Below are 14,332 nucleotides of genomic sequence, written 5' to 3' on the forward strand. Positions count from 1 at the left end.
GGGTGCGTCAGTGCCGCGGGGCCGGAGGGGTGACGGGCGCGTACCGGATCGGCGGCCCCGGGTTCTCCGGGATCCGGTCCGCCAGGAAGCCGTACGCCCGCTTCAGCTCCGGGTCCGTCAGCGCGTTCCACCAGCGGCGGACGCCGTACCAGCCCGGGGCCGCGAGCGCCCCGCCGTGGTGGCGGACCGACAGCCCGGCGGCGAGGACCGCGAACCGCAGCCGCTCCTGGAGGGGCCAGCCGCCGAGGGAGGCCGCGACGAAGCTCGCGCCGAAGACGTCGCCGGCGCCGGTGGCGTCCAGGGCGTCGACGTCGAGGGCCGGGACCTGCGCGTACTCGCCGGTGATCTGGTCGACGGCGAGCGCGCCGTCCCGGCCCCGGGTCACGACCGCCACCGGCACCAGTTCGCAGAGGGTGCCGAGCGCGGCGACGGCGCTGTCGGTGCGGGTGTAGGCCATCGCCTCGGACTCGTTGGGGAGGAAGGCGTGGCAGAGGGCGAGCTGGTCCAGCAGGTCCCTCGACCACTGCTGGGTGGGGTCCCAGCCGACGTCCGCGTAGATCCGCGTGTCGTTCGCCGCGGCCTTGGCGAGCCATCCGCGCGGCTGGGCCTCCAGGTGGACGAGGGCGGTGCGCGCCCGGGGCGGGTCGCCCATCAGCACGTCCTGGGAGAACGGCGGTTCCTGGCCGTGGGTCAGCAGGGCCCGGTCGTGGCCGTAGGCGACGGAGACGGTGACCGGGGTGGGCCAGCCGTCCGCCGTGCGCGAGAGCGAGAGGTCGACGTCCTCCTGGCCGCCGAGGACGTCCCGGCAGTAGGCGCCGTAGAAGTCGTCGCCGAACACCGTGGCCAGCGAGGTGCGCAGGCCGAAGCGGGCGGCGGCCACCGCCAGGTTCGCGATGCCGCCCGGGCCGCAGCCCATGCCCGCCGTCCAGATCTCCTCGCCCGGCGTCGGCGGCTTCCCCAGGCCCGTGAGCACGAGGTCGTAGAAGAGCAGCCCGGTCAGCAGCACATCGGGCCGGTCGTCGTCCACGGTTGCGTCCTCTCGCTCGGGCTTCGACGGAGGTCGTCAAAACTCTTCATTTCGGTGAGCGGAATCGTGCGCCGCTTGCCGAGATTGGTCAATACCCGAGCAGAAACAAGCATGGCGATGATTGAAGATGACGAGTAATGTGCACGACGTGCTGGCAGAACGACGACACCGACTCATCCTGCGGGCCCTGCGCTCCGGCGGCCCCGCGGCTGTGACCGACCTCTCCGAGCAGCTGGGCGTGAGCCCGGCCACCATCAGGCGCGACCTGGTGAAGCTGGAGGAGGACGGTCTGCTGACGCGGGTCCACGGCGGCGCCGTGGTCGAGGAGGGCGACCAGCCCTTCGCCGAGGTCGCCGAGGTGCGCGTCCCGGAGAAGGACGCCATAGCGCAACGCGCCGCGGCGATGATCGGCGACGGCCAGTCGGTGCTGCTGGACATCGGGACGACCGCCTACCGCCTGGCCCGGCAACTGCACGGCCGCCGGCTCACCGTGATCACCAGCAACCTGGTGGTCTACGAGGAACTCGCCGACGACGAGGGCATCGAGCTGGTCCTGCTCGGCGGCATGGTCCGCCGCGAGTACCGCTCCCTGGTCGGCTTCCTCACCGAGGACAACCTGCGCCAGCTGCACGCCGACTGGCTCTTCCTCGGCACCAGCGGCGTGCGGCCCGGCGGGCAGGTCATGGACACCACGGTCGTGGAGGTGCCGGTCAAGCGCGCCATGATCCGGGCCGGTGAGAAGGTCGTGCTGCTCGCCGACGCGGCGAAGTTCCCGGGGCACGGCATGGCCAAGGTCTGCGGCCCGGAGGACCTGGACGTGGTGGTGACGAACGAGCCGCCGGACACGGTGACGCGCGCCTCCCTGGACGAGGCGGGCGTCGAGGTCGTCGTGGCGGGAAGGACGCAGTCGTGAACGCTTTTCCAGGGCCGACGGCCCGGGCCGCGCGAAGGCGCGGCGCACCGGCAGGACCCAAACCCCCGACCCCCGGGCCGGAGCGGACCCGGGACCAGGCACAGCGAACGAGGCGGCGCGCGCCCGGCTCCCCCGGTGCACCGCGCGCGGCCCACGGAGTCGGAGGAACCCGGTGAGACTGACGATTCTGGGCGGCGGAGGATTCCGCGTACCGCTGGTGTACGGGGCGCTCCTCCAGGACCACGCCGAAGGCCGGGTGACCCATGTCGTCCTGCACGATCTGGACGCCGGACGGCTGTCGGCGGTGACCCGGGTCCTCGCCGAGCAGGCGGCCGGCGTCCCCGACGCGCCCGAGGTGAGCGCCACCACCGATCTGGACGAGGCCCTGCGCGGCGCCGACTTCGTGTTCTCCGCGATCCGCGTGGGCGGCCTGGAGGGCCGGGCCAACGACGAGCGCGTGGCCCTGGCCGAAGGCGTCCTCGGCCAGGAGACGGTCGGCGCCGGCGGCATCGCCTACGGCCTGCGCACGGTCCCGGTCGCCGTCGACATCGCCCGGCGGGTGGCCCGTCTCGCGCCCGACGCCTGGGTCATCAACTTCACCAACCCCGCCGGCCTGGTCACCGAGGCCATGTCCCGCCACCTCGGCGAACGCGTCATCGGCATCTGCGACTCCCCGGTCGGGCTCGGCCGCCGCATCGCGCGCGTGCTCGGCGCGGACCCGAAGGAGGCGTGGATCGACTACGTGGGCCTCAACCACCTCGGCTGGGTGCGTGGCCTGCGCGTCGCCGGCCGGGACGAGCTGCCCCGCCTGCTCGCCGACCCGGACCTGCTCGGCTCCTTCGAGGAGGGCAAGCTCTTCGGCGCCGACTGGCTGCGCTCGCTGGGCGCGATCCCCAACGAGTACCTGCACTACTACTACTTCAACCGCGAGGCCGTCCGCGCCTACCAGCAGGCCGAGAAGACCCGCGGCGCCTTCCTGTACGAGCAGCAGGCCCGCTTCTACGCCGAGATGCGCAACCCCGCCGCCCCCGCCTGGAAGGTCTGGGACGACACCCGCGCCGAGCGCGAGGCCACCTACATGGCCGAGAACCGCGAGAGCGCGGGCGCCGGCGAACGCGACGAGGACGACCTGTCCGGCGGTTACGAGAAGGTGGCCCTGGCGCTCATGCGGGCCATCGCCCGCAACGAGCGCACCACCCTGATCCTCAACGTCCGCAACCGGCACACGCTGTCGGTCCTGGACACGGACGCCGTCATCGAGGTCCCCTGCCTCGTCGACGCGGGCGGCGCCCACCCCGTCACCGTCGACCCGCTGCCCGACCACGCCACCGGTCTGGTCTGCGCGGTCAAGGCCGTCGAGCGGGAGGTCCTGGCCGCGGCCGAGTCCGGCTCCCGCGCGACGGCCGTGAAGGCCTTCGCGCTGCACCCGCTCGTCGACTCCGTGAACGTGGCCCGCCGGCTGGTGGAGGGCTACACCGAGGTCCACCCGGGGCTCGCGTACCTTGGGTGAACGCCGTACGGTAAGCGCTTTCCCGCCTGTCTTCCCGCCTCTGGAGACCTCCCATGCACGACGAAAGCCGCCGGATCGAAGAGCGCGTGCAGCGCCTCCACGACCAGCGCATCAGGACCGCGGTCTACGCGGCCACCGTCCCCTTCCAGGTCGAGGCCTGGCAGGCCCCGGGCGAGCCGGTGCCCTTCGAGGAGGCGGCCGCGGCGTCCTACCGGCCGTTCGCGATGGGCACCCCGTGGGGCCCGCCCTGGGGCACCACGTGGTTCCGGATGCGCGGGCAGGTGCCCGAGGCCTGGGCCGGCAAGCGCGTCGAGGCGGTCATCGACCTCGGCTTCACCGGCGACTGGCCGGGCAACCAGGCCGAGGCCCTGGTCCACCGCACCGACGGCACCCCGCTGAAGGCCGTCAACCCGCTCAACCAGTACGTGGCGATCGCCAACCCGGCGGCCGGCGGGGAGACGGTCGACTACCTCGTCGAAGCCGCCTCCAACCCGGACATCCTCGCCGACAACTTCGCGAAGCCCACCCCGCTCGGCGACAAGCTCACCGCGGGCGACAAGCCGCTCTACACCTTCCGCAGCGCCGACATCGCCGTCCTGGACGAAGAGGTCTGGCACCTCGACCTCGACATCCAGGTGCTGCGCGAGCTGATGCTGGAGCTCGGCGCGCACGACCCGCGCCGCCACGAGATCGCCCACGCCCTCGACCGGGCGATGGACCTGCTCGACCTCGACGACGTCTCCGGCTCCGCCCCCGCGGTGCGTGCGGCGCTGCGGCCGGTGCTGTCCAAGCCCGCGCACGCCAGCGCGCACACGATCTCCGGCGTCGGCCACGCCCACATCGACTCCGCCTGGCTCTGGCCTATCCGCGAGACCAAGCGCAAGACGTCCCGCACGTTCTCCAACGTCACGTCCCTGGCCGACGAGTACGAGGACTTCGTCTTCGCCTGCTCCCAGGCCCAGCAGTACGAGTGGGTGCGTGACCACTACCCCGAGGTCTGGGCCCGCATCCAGGACTCCGTCAGGAAGGGCCAGTGGGCGCCGGTCGGCGGCATGTGGGTCGAGTCCGACGGCAACCTGCCCGGCGGCGAGGCCGTCGCCCGCCAGTTCGTCCACGGCAAGCGGTTCTTCATGGACCACTTCGGCATCGAGACCAAGGGCGTCTGGCTGCCCGACTCCTTCGGCTACAACGCGGCCTACCCGCAGATCGCCAAGCTCGCCGGCAACGAGTGGTTCCTCACCCAGAAGATCTCCTGGAACCAGACCAACAGGTTCCCGCACCACACCTTCTGGTGGGAGGGCATCGACGGCACCCGCATCTTCACGCACTTCCCGCCCGTCGACACCTACAACGCCCGTTTCAGCGGCGAGGAGATGTCCCGCGCCGTCCGCAACTACGCCGAGAAGGGCGGCGCCTCCCGCTCCCTGGCCCCCTTCGGCTGGGGCGACGGCGGCGGCGGTCCCACCCGCGAGATCATGGAACGCGCCCGCCGGCTGGCGGACCTGGAGGGCTCCGCCAGGGTCGTCGTCGAACACCCCGACGACTTCTTCGCCAAGGCCCGCGAGGAGTACCCGGACGCGCCCGTGTGGGTGGGCGAGCTCTACCTGGAGCTGCACCGCGCCACCTACACCTCCCAGGCCCGCACCAAGCAGGGCAACCGCCGCTCCGAGCACCTGCTGCGCGAGGCCGAGCTGTGGGCGACCACGGCCGCGCTGCACGCGCCGGGCTACTCCTACCCGTACGAGAAGCTGGACCGGCTCTGGAAGACGGTGCTGCTGCACCAGTTCCACGACATCCTGCCCGGCTCCTCCATCGCCTGGGTGCACCGCGAGGCCGAGGCCGAATACGCGCGCGTGGCCCGCGAGCTCCAGGCGCTGACCGCCGAGGCGCTGGCCGCGCTCGGCACGGGCGGCCCCCGCGTCTTCAACACCAGCCCCCGCGACCGCGCCGAAGTGATCAGGAGCGCCGACGGCGCGCCGGTGTACGTGGAGGTGCCCGCGAGCGGCTCCGCGCCGCTCACCGGCGCCCGGCCTCCGCATCCCGTGACGGTGGACGGCCGGGTCCTCGACAACGGCCTGGTCCGCGTCGAGGTCGCCGAGGACGGCACCCTCGCCTCGGTGTACGACCTGCGCGCCCGGCGCGAGGTGCTCGCCGAGCCGGGCAACCTGCTCCGCCTGCACACCGACCTGCCCAACTACTGGGACGCCTGGGACATCGACAAGCACTACCGGAACCGCTACACGGACCTGCTCGACGCCTCGTCCGTCACGGTCGTCGAGCAGGACCCGCTCATCGGCGCGATCCGCGTCGAGCGGTCCTTCGGCAGGGGCTCGACGATCACCCAGACGCTCACGCTCCGCGCCGGCAGCCCCCGCATCGACTTCGAGACCGACATCGACTGGCACGAGGCCGAGAAGATCCTCAAGGCGGCTTTCCCGGTCGACATCCGCGCCCCGCACTCCTCCGCCGAGATCCAGTTCGGCCACATCCAGCGCCCCACCCACACCAACACCAGCTGGGAGGCGGCCCGCTTCGAGGTCTCCGGCCACCGCTGGGTGCACATCGGCGAACCCGGCTACGGCGTCGCCGTCATCAACGACTCCACCTACGGCCACGACGTCACCCGCACCGTCCGCGAGGACGGCGGCACGACCACCACCGTCCGTCTCAGCCTGGTCCGCGCCCCGCGCGTCCCGGACCCCGAGGCCGACCAGGGCCGCCACCGCCTCACCTACGCGCTGCTGCCCGGCGCGCGCATCGAGGACGCCGTCGCCGAGGGCTACGCCCTCAACCTCCCGCTCCGGGTGGCCGACGCGGCCGGAGCCTCGGAACCCGTCGTCTCCGTCGAGGGCGAGGGCGTCACCGTGGAGGCGGTCAAGCTCGCCGACGACACCTCGGGCGACGTCGTCGTACGTCTCTACGAGTCCCGCGGCGGCCGCGCCACCGGCGTCCTGCGCACCGGGTTCCCGCTGGCCGGGGCGCAGATCACCGACCTGCTGGAGCGCCCGCTCCAGGACGCCGACCTCACCGGCGGTGGCGTCGCCGTCGCGCTGCGGCCGTTCCAGATCCTGACGCTCCGCCTGAAGAGGGGCTGAGCGCGTGGCCGTGCAACGGTGGTTCATCGACGCCAGGCTCGGCATCTTCGTCCACTGGGGCGTCTACGCCGTCGACGGCGTCCAGGAGTCCTGGTCGTTCTACGACGGCATCGTCCCCTACGACCGGTACATGTCCCAGCTCGACCGATTCACGGCCCGCTACGACCCGCGCGACTGGGCCGGGCTGTTCGCGCGGGCCGGCGCCAGGTACGCGGTGCTGACCAGCCGCCACCACGACGGGGTCGCCCTGTGGGACACCGCCCACGGCGACCTGAACGTGGGCCGCGACCTGATCGGCGGCTACACGGACGCCCTGCGCGAGCGGGGCCTCAAGGTCGGCCTCTCCTACTCGCACTCCGACTGGAGCCACCCCGACTACACCTCCACCTGGGAGCGGTATCTCCCCTACCGCGACGGCCGGATACGGGAGCTGACCGGCCGCTACCGGCCCGACCTGATGTGGTTCGACGGCGAGGTCACCGGGGGCCTGCACGAGACCCCCGGCGTCCTGTGGATCCAGCCTCCGGCCGCGGCCGACCTCGATCCGCACGCCACGTGCTGGCCGTGGAACTGCAAGGGGAGCTGGAGCTGTACCGGGGCGCGGGCCGCTCCTGACCCCGCACCGGACGCGGGGGCGGCCCGGCCACCGCTACGTGGACAGTCCCGTGGGGCGCGAGACGCTCGCGGCGAGGTCCTGGAGGGGCGGCGTCCCGGCTGCTTCGGCGGCGCCGACCGGTCCGGCCGGGGCGGGCACCGCCGGAAGCGGTTCGGACGCCTCCGGGCGCTGCTGCGGCAGCGACAGCGGCCGCAGCGGACGAGGCCCCGACACCACTGTGTAGTCCTGCCCCAGGAACGGCGGAACCACCTCGCCCGGGTCCTCGCCGAGCACCAGCTGCACAGCGGCCCACGGGGCGTTGACCCCGCACAGGGACAGCTGGTGCAGACCGCCCGCCGGACGGGTGTTGACGTCCATCAGGACCGGCCGGTCGCCGAGCATCCGGAACTGGATGTTGGACAGGTAGTGCAGACCGAAGCCCTCGGCGATCCGGCGGGCCGGGTCCAGCCACTGCTCGTGCAGCGTGAAACCGCGACGCCGGCCGTTCTTCGTGCGGCCGATGGCCAGGCGGATGCGGTTGTCCGGGCCGGTCAGGCAGTCCACCGACACCTCCGGCTGCTCCAGACGCGGCATCACCAGCCAGTCGACCGGCTCCTCGGCCCGCCGCAGCGCCTCCAGCACCAGGTCGAGCGGTACATACGGGCTCGGGAACCCGTTCAGCTGCATCATCGAGAAGGGCGAGCGCGTGATCACGCGGAAGCCCACCCCGCCCGCCCCGGACGCCGGCTTGAAGCACGCCTTGTGCCCGGCGTCCTCCAACTCCTCGACAGCCGCGACGAGTTCATCGGCCGAGCGGACCCGCCACCACGGCGGCACCGGTACCCCGATGGCCTGGACCGCCTCGTAGGCGATCACCTTGTCCTGGAAGACGGCCACCGCCTCGGGCGGCGGCGCCAGCACCGCCGTACCGGCCGCCTCGAACTCGGCGCGGTGCGCCACGATCGCCGACTGGTGCAGCCGGGGCACGAACACGTCGATCCCGCGCCGGGCGCACTGGTCCAGCGCGTACTCGACGTACCCGGCCGGGGACAGGCCCTCGGGTTCCAGCTCGGCGGTGTCGGCGGCGGCCAGCACGGGCGAGTCGGGGTCGCCGTGCGTGGCGTGGATCTCGACGGCCCGGTCGCTGGGATTTCTCCGCAGCTGATCCATGAAGAACACGTTCTCCGCGTACGTGCGGTTGAGCCAGACGCGTACGCGAGAGACCATGCAGGCCGCCTTCCACGGTCGCGGGCACGGCGCGGCAGCCCGTGCCCGGGCAGGATGAATGGAGGGACACCGAGCCGCCCCCGTGAGAGGGAAGTTTCGTAGCGGTGGTGTTGGGGCAGATCATACGGCTTCGGCGGGCCGTTCCGTGCAACGCGCGGGTTACGGATCGCGGGGCGCGGCTCCCGGGCCGGCCTTGTCCCCGGCGCGCGGATGTGATCTCGTGGGGACGGCGTGCGCGAAGCGCGGAGGGGGGCGAGAGGTGACGTCGACGGCCGGGGGAGCCGGACAGCTGCTGGCCATCAGCGATCTGCACATCGGCTACCCGGAGAACCGCTTGCTGGTCGAGGAGATGCGGCCCGGGACGGACGACGACTGGCTGCTCGTCGCCGGTGACGTCGCGGAGACCGTGGCCGACATCCGCTGGACCCTCAAGACGCTCGCGGCCCGCTTCCGCAAGGTCGTCTGGGTGCCCGGGAACCACGAGCTGTGGACCCATCCGAGCGACTCGGTCACCCTGCGCGGCGTGGCCCGGTACGAGTACCTGGTCGAGTTGTGCCGGGAACTCGGCGTGACCACACCCGAGGACCCCTACCCCGTGTGGCGTGGCCCCGGCGGCCCCGTGGCCGTCGCCCCGCTGTTCCTGCTGTACGACTACTCGTTCCTGCCGGCCGGGTGCGCCACCAAGGAGCAGGGCCTGGAGTACGCCCAGGGCACCGGGATCGTCTGCACCGACGAGTACCTGCTGCATCCCGATCCGTACCCCAGCCGGGAGGCCTGGTGCCGGGCCCGGGTCGCACAGACCGCACGCAGACTCGCCGAGCTGCCCGCCGACCTGCCGGTGATCCCCGTCAACCACTATCCGCTGCACCGGCATCCGATGGACGTCCTGTGGCACCCCGAGTTCGCCATGTGGTGCGGGACGGCCCTGACCGCCGACTGGCACCGCAGGTTCCCGGTCCACACGATGGTCTACGGCCATCTGCACATCCCCCGGACCACGTTCCACGACGGCGTGCGCTTCGAGGAGGTCTCGGTGGGCTATCCCCGCGAGTGGCGCAAGCGGCCCGGGCCGCCGGGGCGGCTGCGGCGCATCCTGCCGAGGGAGGGCGAGAAGCGGTGATCGAGGAACTGCTGCCGCAGACCGTGGTCACGGTCGAGGCGTACGGCCACGACGGCCCGGACACCCCGCTGTACCCCGAGGAGGCGGCCCTGGTGGTGCGGGCGGTCCCCAAGCGGCAGCGGGAGTTCGCCGTCGTCCGCTCCTGCGCCCGGCGCGCCATGGAGAAGCTCGGCGTGCCGCCGCAGCCGATCCTGCCCGGGGAGCGCGGCGCCCCCGGCTGGCCGGACGGGCTGACCGGCAGCATGACCCACTGCGACGGGTACTGCGCCGCCGCGCTGGTGCGCGCCGGCGACCTGGCCTCCGTCGGGATCGACGCGGAGACCCACGCGCCGCTGCCCGAGGGGGTCCTGGAGTCCGTGGCGCTGCCGGACGAGGCGGAGCGGCTGCGGCGGCTCGCCGCGCAACGCCCCGGCGTCCACTGGGACCGGCTGCTGTTCAGTGCGAAGGAATCCGTCTACAAGGCGTGGTTCCCTCTCACGGGGAAGTGGCTGGACTTCCTGGAGGCCGACATCGAGATCGCCCCGGACGGCGACTTCACCGCCCGCCTCCTCGTCCCCGGACCACTGGTGGGCGGCCACCGCCTCGACCGCTTCGACGGCCGCTGGACGGCGGACCGAGGGCTGGTCGCGACGGCCATCAGCGTGCCGCGTCCCTGAGGCGTGGGCCGGCAGCCGGACCGGGCTCCGGGGTCCCGCTCGCCACCCTGGTCCCCATACGGGCCGGGGGGCCGGGCCCTGGGTCCCGGGCCCGGCCCCTGCCCACCTCTCGCCCCGGCCGTCACCTCAAGGCCCTGGCTCCGGGCACCAGCTCTCCAGCAGACGGAAGAAGGCCTCCTCGTTGCCCGTCAGGCCCGCGCGCTCCAGGGCCTGTTCCGCGTCGGCCAGCACGGCGGGCGGGACGACCGGGGGGCCAGTCTCCCGGTCGAACGCGGCGCGGACGGTGTGCAGCAGCCGCAGATAGGCCTGGACGGCGGTGCGCTCGCGGTCGGTCAGTACGGCGGTGGGCATCGGTCGGCTCTCCCCGTGTCGGCGTCGTCGCTCCCCGCGCCTCGCGGCGCGCACGCCCCGCACAGCCGGGGGCGCACCTCCAGCTTGCCGCCCACCACTGACAATCCGGCCCCGCCGCCCGCCGGTTCGCCCGCCCGGCGGAGACCGGAACACCCCTTCACCCTGGTGAAGGGGCAGGTCAGCTCTGCGGACCCCGGTAGCCCAGCGACGCCTCGATCCGCCCCGCCAGATGGTCCCGCTGCACCGGCCCCCGCGACGCCGAACCCGACAGCCACGCCCGGCACTTGCTGGCGAGCAGCAGACCGAAGCTCTCGGCCTCCTTCTCGTCGTCGAGATCGAAACGCGTACGGGCGGCCACCTTCAGCACGGTCGCCTCCAGATCGGCGCCCTCGTCGAGCAGCCGGGCCGCGACGGCCGCACCCTCGACGTGGTGGGAGCAGTGCCCGGCCTTCATGTGCCACAGCTCGTGGCCCAGGATCACCAACTGGTGGTCAGGCGCCGTGCGTTCCTCGATCACGACGAGGTCCTGTTCGGCCATGTCGAGCCAGAGCCCACTGGCGGTCCCGGGCGGGAAGGCGGCCGTACGGAAGTGGACGGGGCGGCCCCGGCGTCTGCTCATGGCGTCGCACAGCGCGGCGTACAGCTCATCGGGCCGTGCCGGCGCGGGGAGGGTCAGCTCCGCGACCAGCTCGCCGCACAGGCGGCGCATTTCCTTACCGATGCCCACAGTTCTCCCCACGGTCACGACTCGGGCCGCTTGACGCTCTCCAGGAGCATGTCCAGCCACTCCGCGACCTTGTCGCGGTGCTGGTCGGTGGGCAGCTGCGCGGCCCGCCAGGCGATGCCGCGCACGCCGTGGTCCTGCAGCAGCCGCTCCAGTGGGTCGTCCGCCGCCGCTGCCGCCTCCCGCTCCCGGTCGGCGAGCTTCTGCAGCAGCTCCTGTTCGGTGTGCTGAAGGGCGCTGACCAGCGCCTCGGGATCCTCGGCGGTGAGGAAACCGGCGTGCACCCGGAAGAACCGCTGCAGGGCGTCGCAGTGCTCCATGGTCGGCCGGCGGTCGCCGTTGATGAGGGCGCCGGCCTGCTGCCGGGACATGCCCGCGCCGTCGGCGATCTCCTGCTGGGTGTACTTGCGGCCGTTGGGCTTCAGGCGGGTCCGCCGCAACAGGTCAAGCCGCTGCAGGAACCGGGCCTGCACATCGGGCTGACCGGCGGGCCGGCCACTGAGCAGCGCCTTGACCACCGGCTCCGGCACCCCGGAGGCGACGGACAGCCGACCGGTGTCGAAGACCTCGCCGTGCGGCACGCCGAGCCGGTCGGCGAGCGCGGTGACCCGGGAGACGACGGCCGGTAGCACGGCCGTACGCGTGGCGCCCGGACCCTCGACGAAGCCACCCGTCACCGACGATTCTCCTACGTCTCTCACAGGCTTCTCACAAGCGGATGCCGTGACTTACCCGGCGTGAACTTCCCGGAGCGTAGCCGGTGCCTCGAACTCACATCCAGGTCTCGCCACAACTGTGGCCAATTTCAGCCGTCAACAGGCACGAAATGCCACGATAGTTGACACGCCACAGTCCGGGGCACCAGGATCGGGGCGCCGCGTCAAGGCCGCACAGGCAAGAGGGGTGACCTCCCGATGGCATTTCAGGCAGGAGGGCAGCGGCCGGCACCGCGGCCCGTCCCCGAGAACCCAGAGGCCCAGGCCTACCTGGAAGACTGCGCCGGGCTTCTGGAAGCCGTCTCCTTCCCCTCGCTCGTCGTCGACTACTGCTGGGACGTCGTCCTCACCAACAGCGCCTTCCGGTCGCTTTTCCGCGGGGTGGGCCCGCACCCCACGGCCATGCCGGACGGCAACTTCCTCCGGTTCGTGCTCTTCCACCCCGACGCGCCCACGGTGCTCGGCGAGCACGAGGCGAGCTGGTGCCTGCCGATGCTGGCTCACTTCGCGCGGGCGGTGGAGAGCCACGGCCCCGACCACGGCCTGCAGGCCATCCGCCGCGAGATCGCCCAGGACCCGATCATGGAGGCCGCCTACCGGCACGGCCTGCCGCACTGGATCCGCGCGGTGGGCGAGGAGGCCGCCGAGCTCGACGGCGCCGTGCGGCCGCTGCTGCACCCGGACCCGCGCTGGGGCGCCACCGACTGCCGGGTCGTCGCCGAGACGTCCCGGACGCTGGAGGAACTGGGCTGCACCCGGCTCACGTTCGTCCTGCGCGAGGCCCGCCGCGCCCCGTCCCGGGAGCGCAGGACGCGCCGCACCGCCTCCCACCTCAGGGTCGTCCCGGCGGCCGGCTGACCGCTCGGCCACCCTCCCGGCAGATCCTCGCCGCTTACTTCCCGGATGGTGTGATGTGTGACATAGTACTGGCGTGAGCAAGCCGCTGACCTGCGATGTCGTGGTGATCGGCGCCGGAGTGGTCGGCGCCGCCTGCGCCCTGTACGCGGCCCGGGCGGGTATGGACACCGTCGTGGTGGACCGGGGCCCGGTGGCCGGCGGGACGACCGGCGCGGGGGAGGGGAACCTCCTCGTCTCCGACAAGGAGCCCGGCCCCGAACTCGATCTGGCGCTGCTCTCCGCCCGTCTGTGGGCCGAAGTGGCGGCGGACGGGCTGGGGGAGGCCGTCGAGTACGAGGCCAAGGGCGGACTCGTCGTCGCCGGCACGGACGCGGCCCGGGCCCGGCTGGCGGCGCTCGCCGCGGGACAGCGCGCGGCCGGGGTCGAGGCGGTGGCCGTGCCCGCCGACCGGCTCGCGGATCTGGAGCCGCAGCTGGCTCCCGGCCTCCTCGGCGGCGTGCACTACCCGCAGGACGCCCAGGTGATGCCCGCCCTCGCGGCGGCGCACCTGCTGCGCGCGTCGGGCGCCCGGCTGTGCACCGGCCGGGAGGTGACCGCGGTGCTGCGCGGCCGGGGCGGTGCGGTGCGCGGGGTGCGGACCGACCGGGGCGACCTGCACGCCCCCGCGGTGGTGAACGCGGCCGGCACCTGGGGTGGCGAAGTGGCCGCCCGGGCCGGTGTGTCGCTGCCGGTGCTGCCCCGGCGCGGCTTCGTCCTGGTCACCGAGCCGCTGCCGCCCAGGATCCGGCACAAGGTCTACGCCGCCGACTACGTGGCCGACGTGGCGAGCGACGCGGCAAAGCTGCAGACCTCGCCGGTGGTGGAGGGAACTCCCGCCGGTCCGGTCCTCATCGGTGCCAGCCGCGAACGGGTCGGCTTCGACCGCTCGCTCTCGCTCCCGGCCCTGCGCGCGCTCGCGGCGGGCGCGACCCGGCTCTTCCCGTTCCTCACCGGCGTGCGGGCCATGCGCGCGTACGCCGGCTTCCGGCCCTACCTGCCGGACCATCTGCCCGCGATCGGCCCCGACCCCCGGGCGCCCGGGCTGTTCCACGCCTGCGGCCACGAGGGCGCGGGCATCGGGCTGGCCACCGGCACCGGGCATCTGATCGCCGCACTGCTGACCGGGCGGGCGCCCGGCCTGGACCCCGCCCCGTTCCGACCCGACCGCTTCGCCGAGGAGGCCGTGTGAATCCCCTGGAACGGGTGGGGGCGCGACCCGGGCCCGCCTTCACGGTCACCTTCGACGGGCGGCCGGTCGAGGCGCTGCCCGGGCAGACGGTCGCCGCCGTGCTGTGGGCGGCGGGCGTCACCTCCTGGCGGGCCACCCGCGGTGAGGGCCGGCCGCGCGGCGTGTTCTGCGGCATCGGCGTCTGCTTCGACTGCCTGGTGAGCGTCAACGGCCGCCCCAACCAGCGGGCCTGCCTGCTGCCGGTCCGGCCGGGGGACGCGATCGCCACACAGGACGGCACCGGGCACGAAGGAGCGGACCGTGCGCAATGAC

At 73.2% G+C, this 14,332-nt stretch carries 13 protein-coding genes and 1 pseudogene; 9 read left to right on the plus strand and 5 right to left on the minus strand.

The genetic code is table 11. From position 1 onward, the window contains the following. Positions 1 to 7 precede the first annotated feature (7 nt). Positions 8 to 1,027: a carbohydrate kinase family protein gene (locus ABTZ58_RS16445; protein WP_351356208.1), complete on the minus strand. Its 1,020-nt coding sequence runs from the start codon at positions 1,025 to 1,027 to the stop codon at positions 8 to 10. A 148-nt stretch (positions 1,028 to 1,175) separates the two neighbouring features. On the opposite strand from ABTZ58_RS16445, the gene ABTZ58_RS16450 reads away from it, so the two are divergent. From ABTZ58_RS16450 to ABTZ58_RS16465, 4 genes and pseudogenes are all read left to right on the plus strand, one after another. After that, positions 1,176 to 1,940, plus strand: coding sequence for a DeoR/GlpR family DNA-binding transcription regulator (locus ABTZ58_RS16450; RefSeq protein WP_351356685.1), 765 nt, complete (start codon positions 1,176 to 1,178; stop codon positions 1,938 to 1,940). 172 nt (positions 1,941 to 2,112) lie between these two features. After that, entirely contained in the window at positions 2,113 to 3,450 is a 1,338-nt protein-coding gene (locus ABTZ58_RS16455; protein ID WP_351356211.1) for a 6-phospho-beta-glucosidase, read from the plus strand. A 53-nt stretch (positions 3,451 to 3,503) separates the two neighbouring features. Next, positions 3,504 to 6,545 carry an alpha-mannosidase gene (locus ABTZ58_RS16460; RefSeq protein WP_351356214.1) on the plus strand — a complete coding sequence of 1,014 codons (3,042 nt, stop codon included), beginning with the start codon at positions 3,504 to 3,506 and terminating at the stop codon, positions 6,543 to 6,545. 4 nt (positions 6,546 to 6,549) lie between these two features. After that, a pseudogene (locus tag ABTZ58_RS16465) lies at positions 6,550 to 7,020 on the plus strand (alpha-L-fucosidase); the annotation flags it as partial. Between the two features lie 174 nt (positions 7,021 to 7,194). Here ABTZ58_RS16465 and ABTZ58_RS16470 read toward each other — a convergent pair. Then, entirely contained in the window at positions 7,195 to 8,367 is a 1,173-nt protein-coding gene (locus ABTZ58_RS16470) for an ATP-grasp domain-containing protein (protein ID WP_351356217.1), read from the minus strand. 259 nt (positions 8,368 to 8,626) lie between these two features. Here ABTZ58_RS16470 and ABTZ58_RS16475 point away from each other — a divergent pair, with 259 nt between their 5' ends. Then, complete coding sequence (locus ABTZ58_RS16475) at positions 8,627 to 9,487, plus strand: metallophosphoesterase family protein (RefSeq protein ID WP_351356220.1); 861 nt, start codon at positions 8,627 to 8,629, stop codon at positions 9,485 to 9,487. After that, the gene (locus ABTZ58_RS16480; RefSeq protein WP_351356223.1) at positions 9,484 to 10,143 is read left to right on the plus strand and encodes a 4'-phosphopantetheinyl transferase family protein; all 660 of its coding nucleotides are present in this window, start codon (positions 9,484 to 9,486) and stop codon (positions 10,141 to 10,143) included. The genes ABTZ58_RS16475 and ABTZ58_RS16480 overlap by 4 nt, the downstream gene beginning before the upstream one ends. 126 nt (positions 10,144 to 10,269) lie before the next feature. On the opposite strand, the gene ABTZ58_RS16485 is transcribed toward ABTZ58_RS16480, so the two are convergent. From ABTZ58_RS16485 to ABTZ58_RS16495, 3 genes are all read right to left on the minus strand, one after another. Continuing rightward, on the minus strand, positions 10,270 to 10,494 hold the full coding sequence (locus ABTZ58_RS16485) for a hypothetical protein (protein WP_309094789.1): 225 nt from the start codon (positions 10,492 to 10,494) through the stop codon (positions 10,270 to 10,272). Between the two features lie 178 nt (positions 10,495 to 10,672). Then, positions 10,673 to 11,203, minus strand: coding sequence for a toxin-antitoxin system, toxin component (locus ABTZ58_RS16490; RefSeq protein ID WP_309094794.1), 531 nt, complete (start codon positions 11,201 to 11,203; stop codon positions 10,673 to 10,675). 32 nt (positions 11,204 to 11,235) lie between these two features. After that, entirely contained in the window at positions 11,236 to 11,895 is a 660-nt protein-coding gene (locus ABTZ58_RS16495; protein ID WP_351356227.1) for a helix-turn-helix domain-containing protein, read from the minus strand. 237 nt (positions 11,896 to 12,132) lie between these two features. Between ABTZ58_RS16495 and ABTZ58_RS16500 the strand changes: the two genes are divergently transcribed. The 3 genes from ABTZ58_RS16500 (at position 12,133) to ABTZ58_RS16510 (ending at position 14,331) form a co-directional block, all read left to right on the plus strand. After that, positions 12,133 to 12,792 (plus strand): MmyB family transcriptional regulator, encoded by a 660-nt coding sequence (locus ABTZ58_RS16500; protein WP_351356230.1) that lies wholly within the window; start codon positions 12,133 to 12,135, stop codon positions 12,790 to 12,792. Positions 12,793 to 12,865: 73 nt separating this feature from the next. Beyond that, on the plus strand, positions 12,866 to 14,020 hold the full coding sequence (locus ABTZ58_RS16505; RefSeq protein WP_351356233.1) for an NAD(P)/FAD-dependent oxidoreductase: 1,155 nt from the start codon (positions 12,866 to 12,868) through the stop codon (positions 14,018 to 14,020). Then, positions 14,017 to 14,331: a (2Fe-2S)-binding protein gene (locus ABTZ58_RS16510; protein WP_309094785.1), complete on the plus strand. Its 315-nt coding sequence runs from the start codon at positions 14,017 to 14,019 to the stop codon at positions 14,329 to 14,331. The genes ABTZ58_RS16505 and ABTZ58_RS16510 overlap by 4 nt, the downstream gene beginning before the upstream one ends. Position 14,332 lies beyond the last annotated feature (1 nt).

The organism is Streptomyces sp. NPDC094143, assembly GCF_040303825.1.
GTDB lineage: Bacteria > Actinomycetota > Actinomycetes > Streptomycetales > Streptomycetaceae > Streptomyces.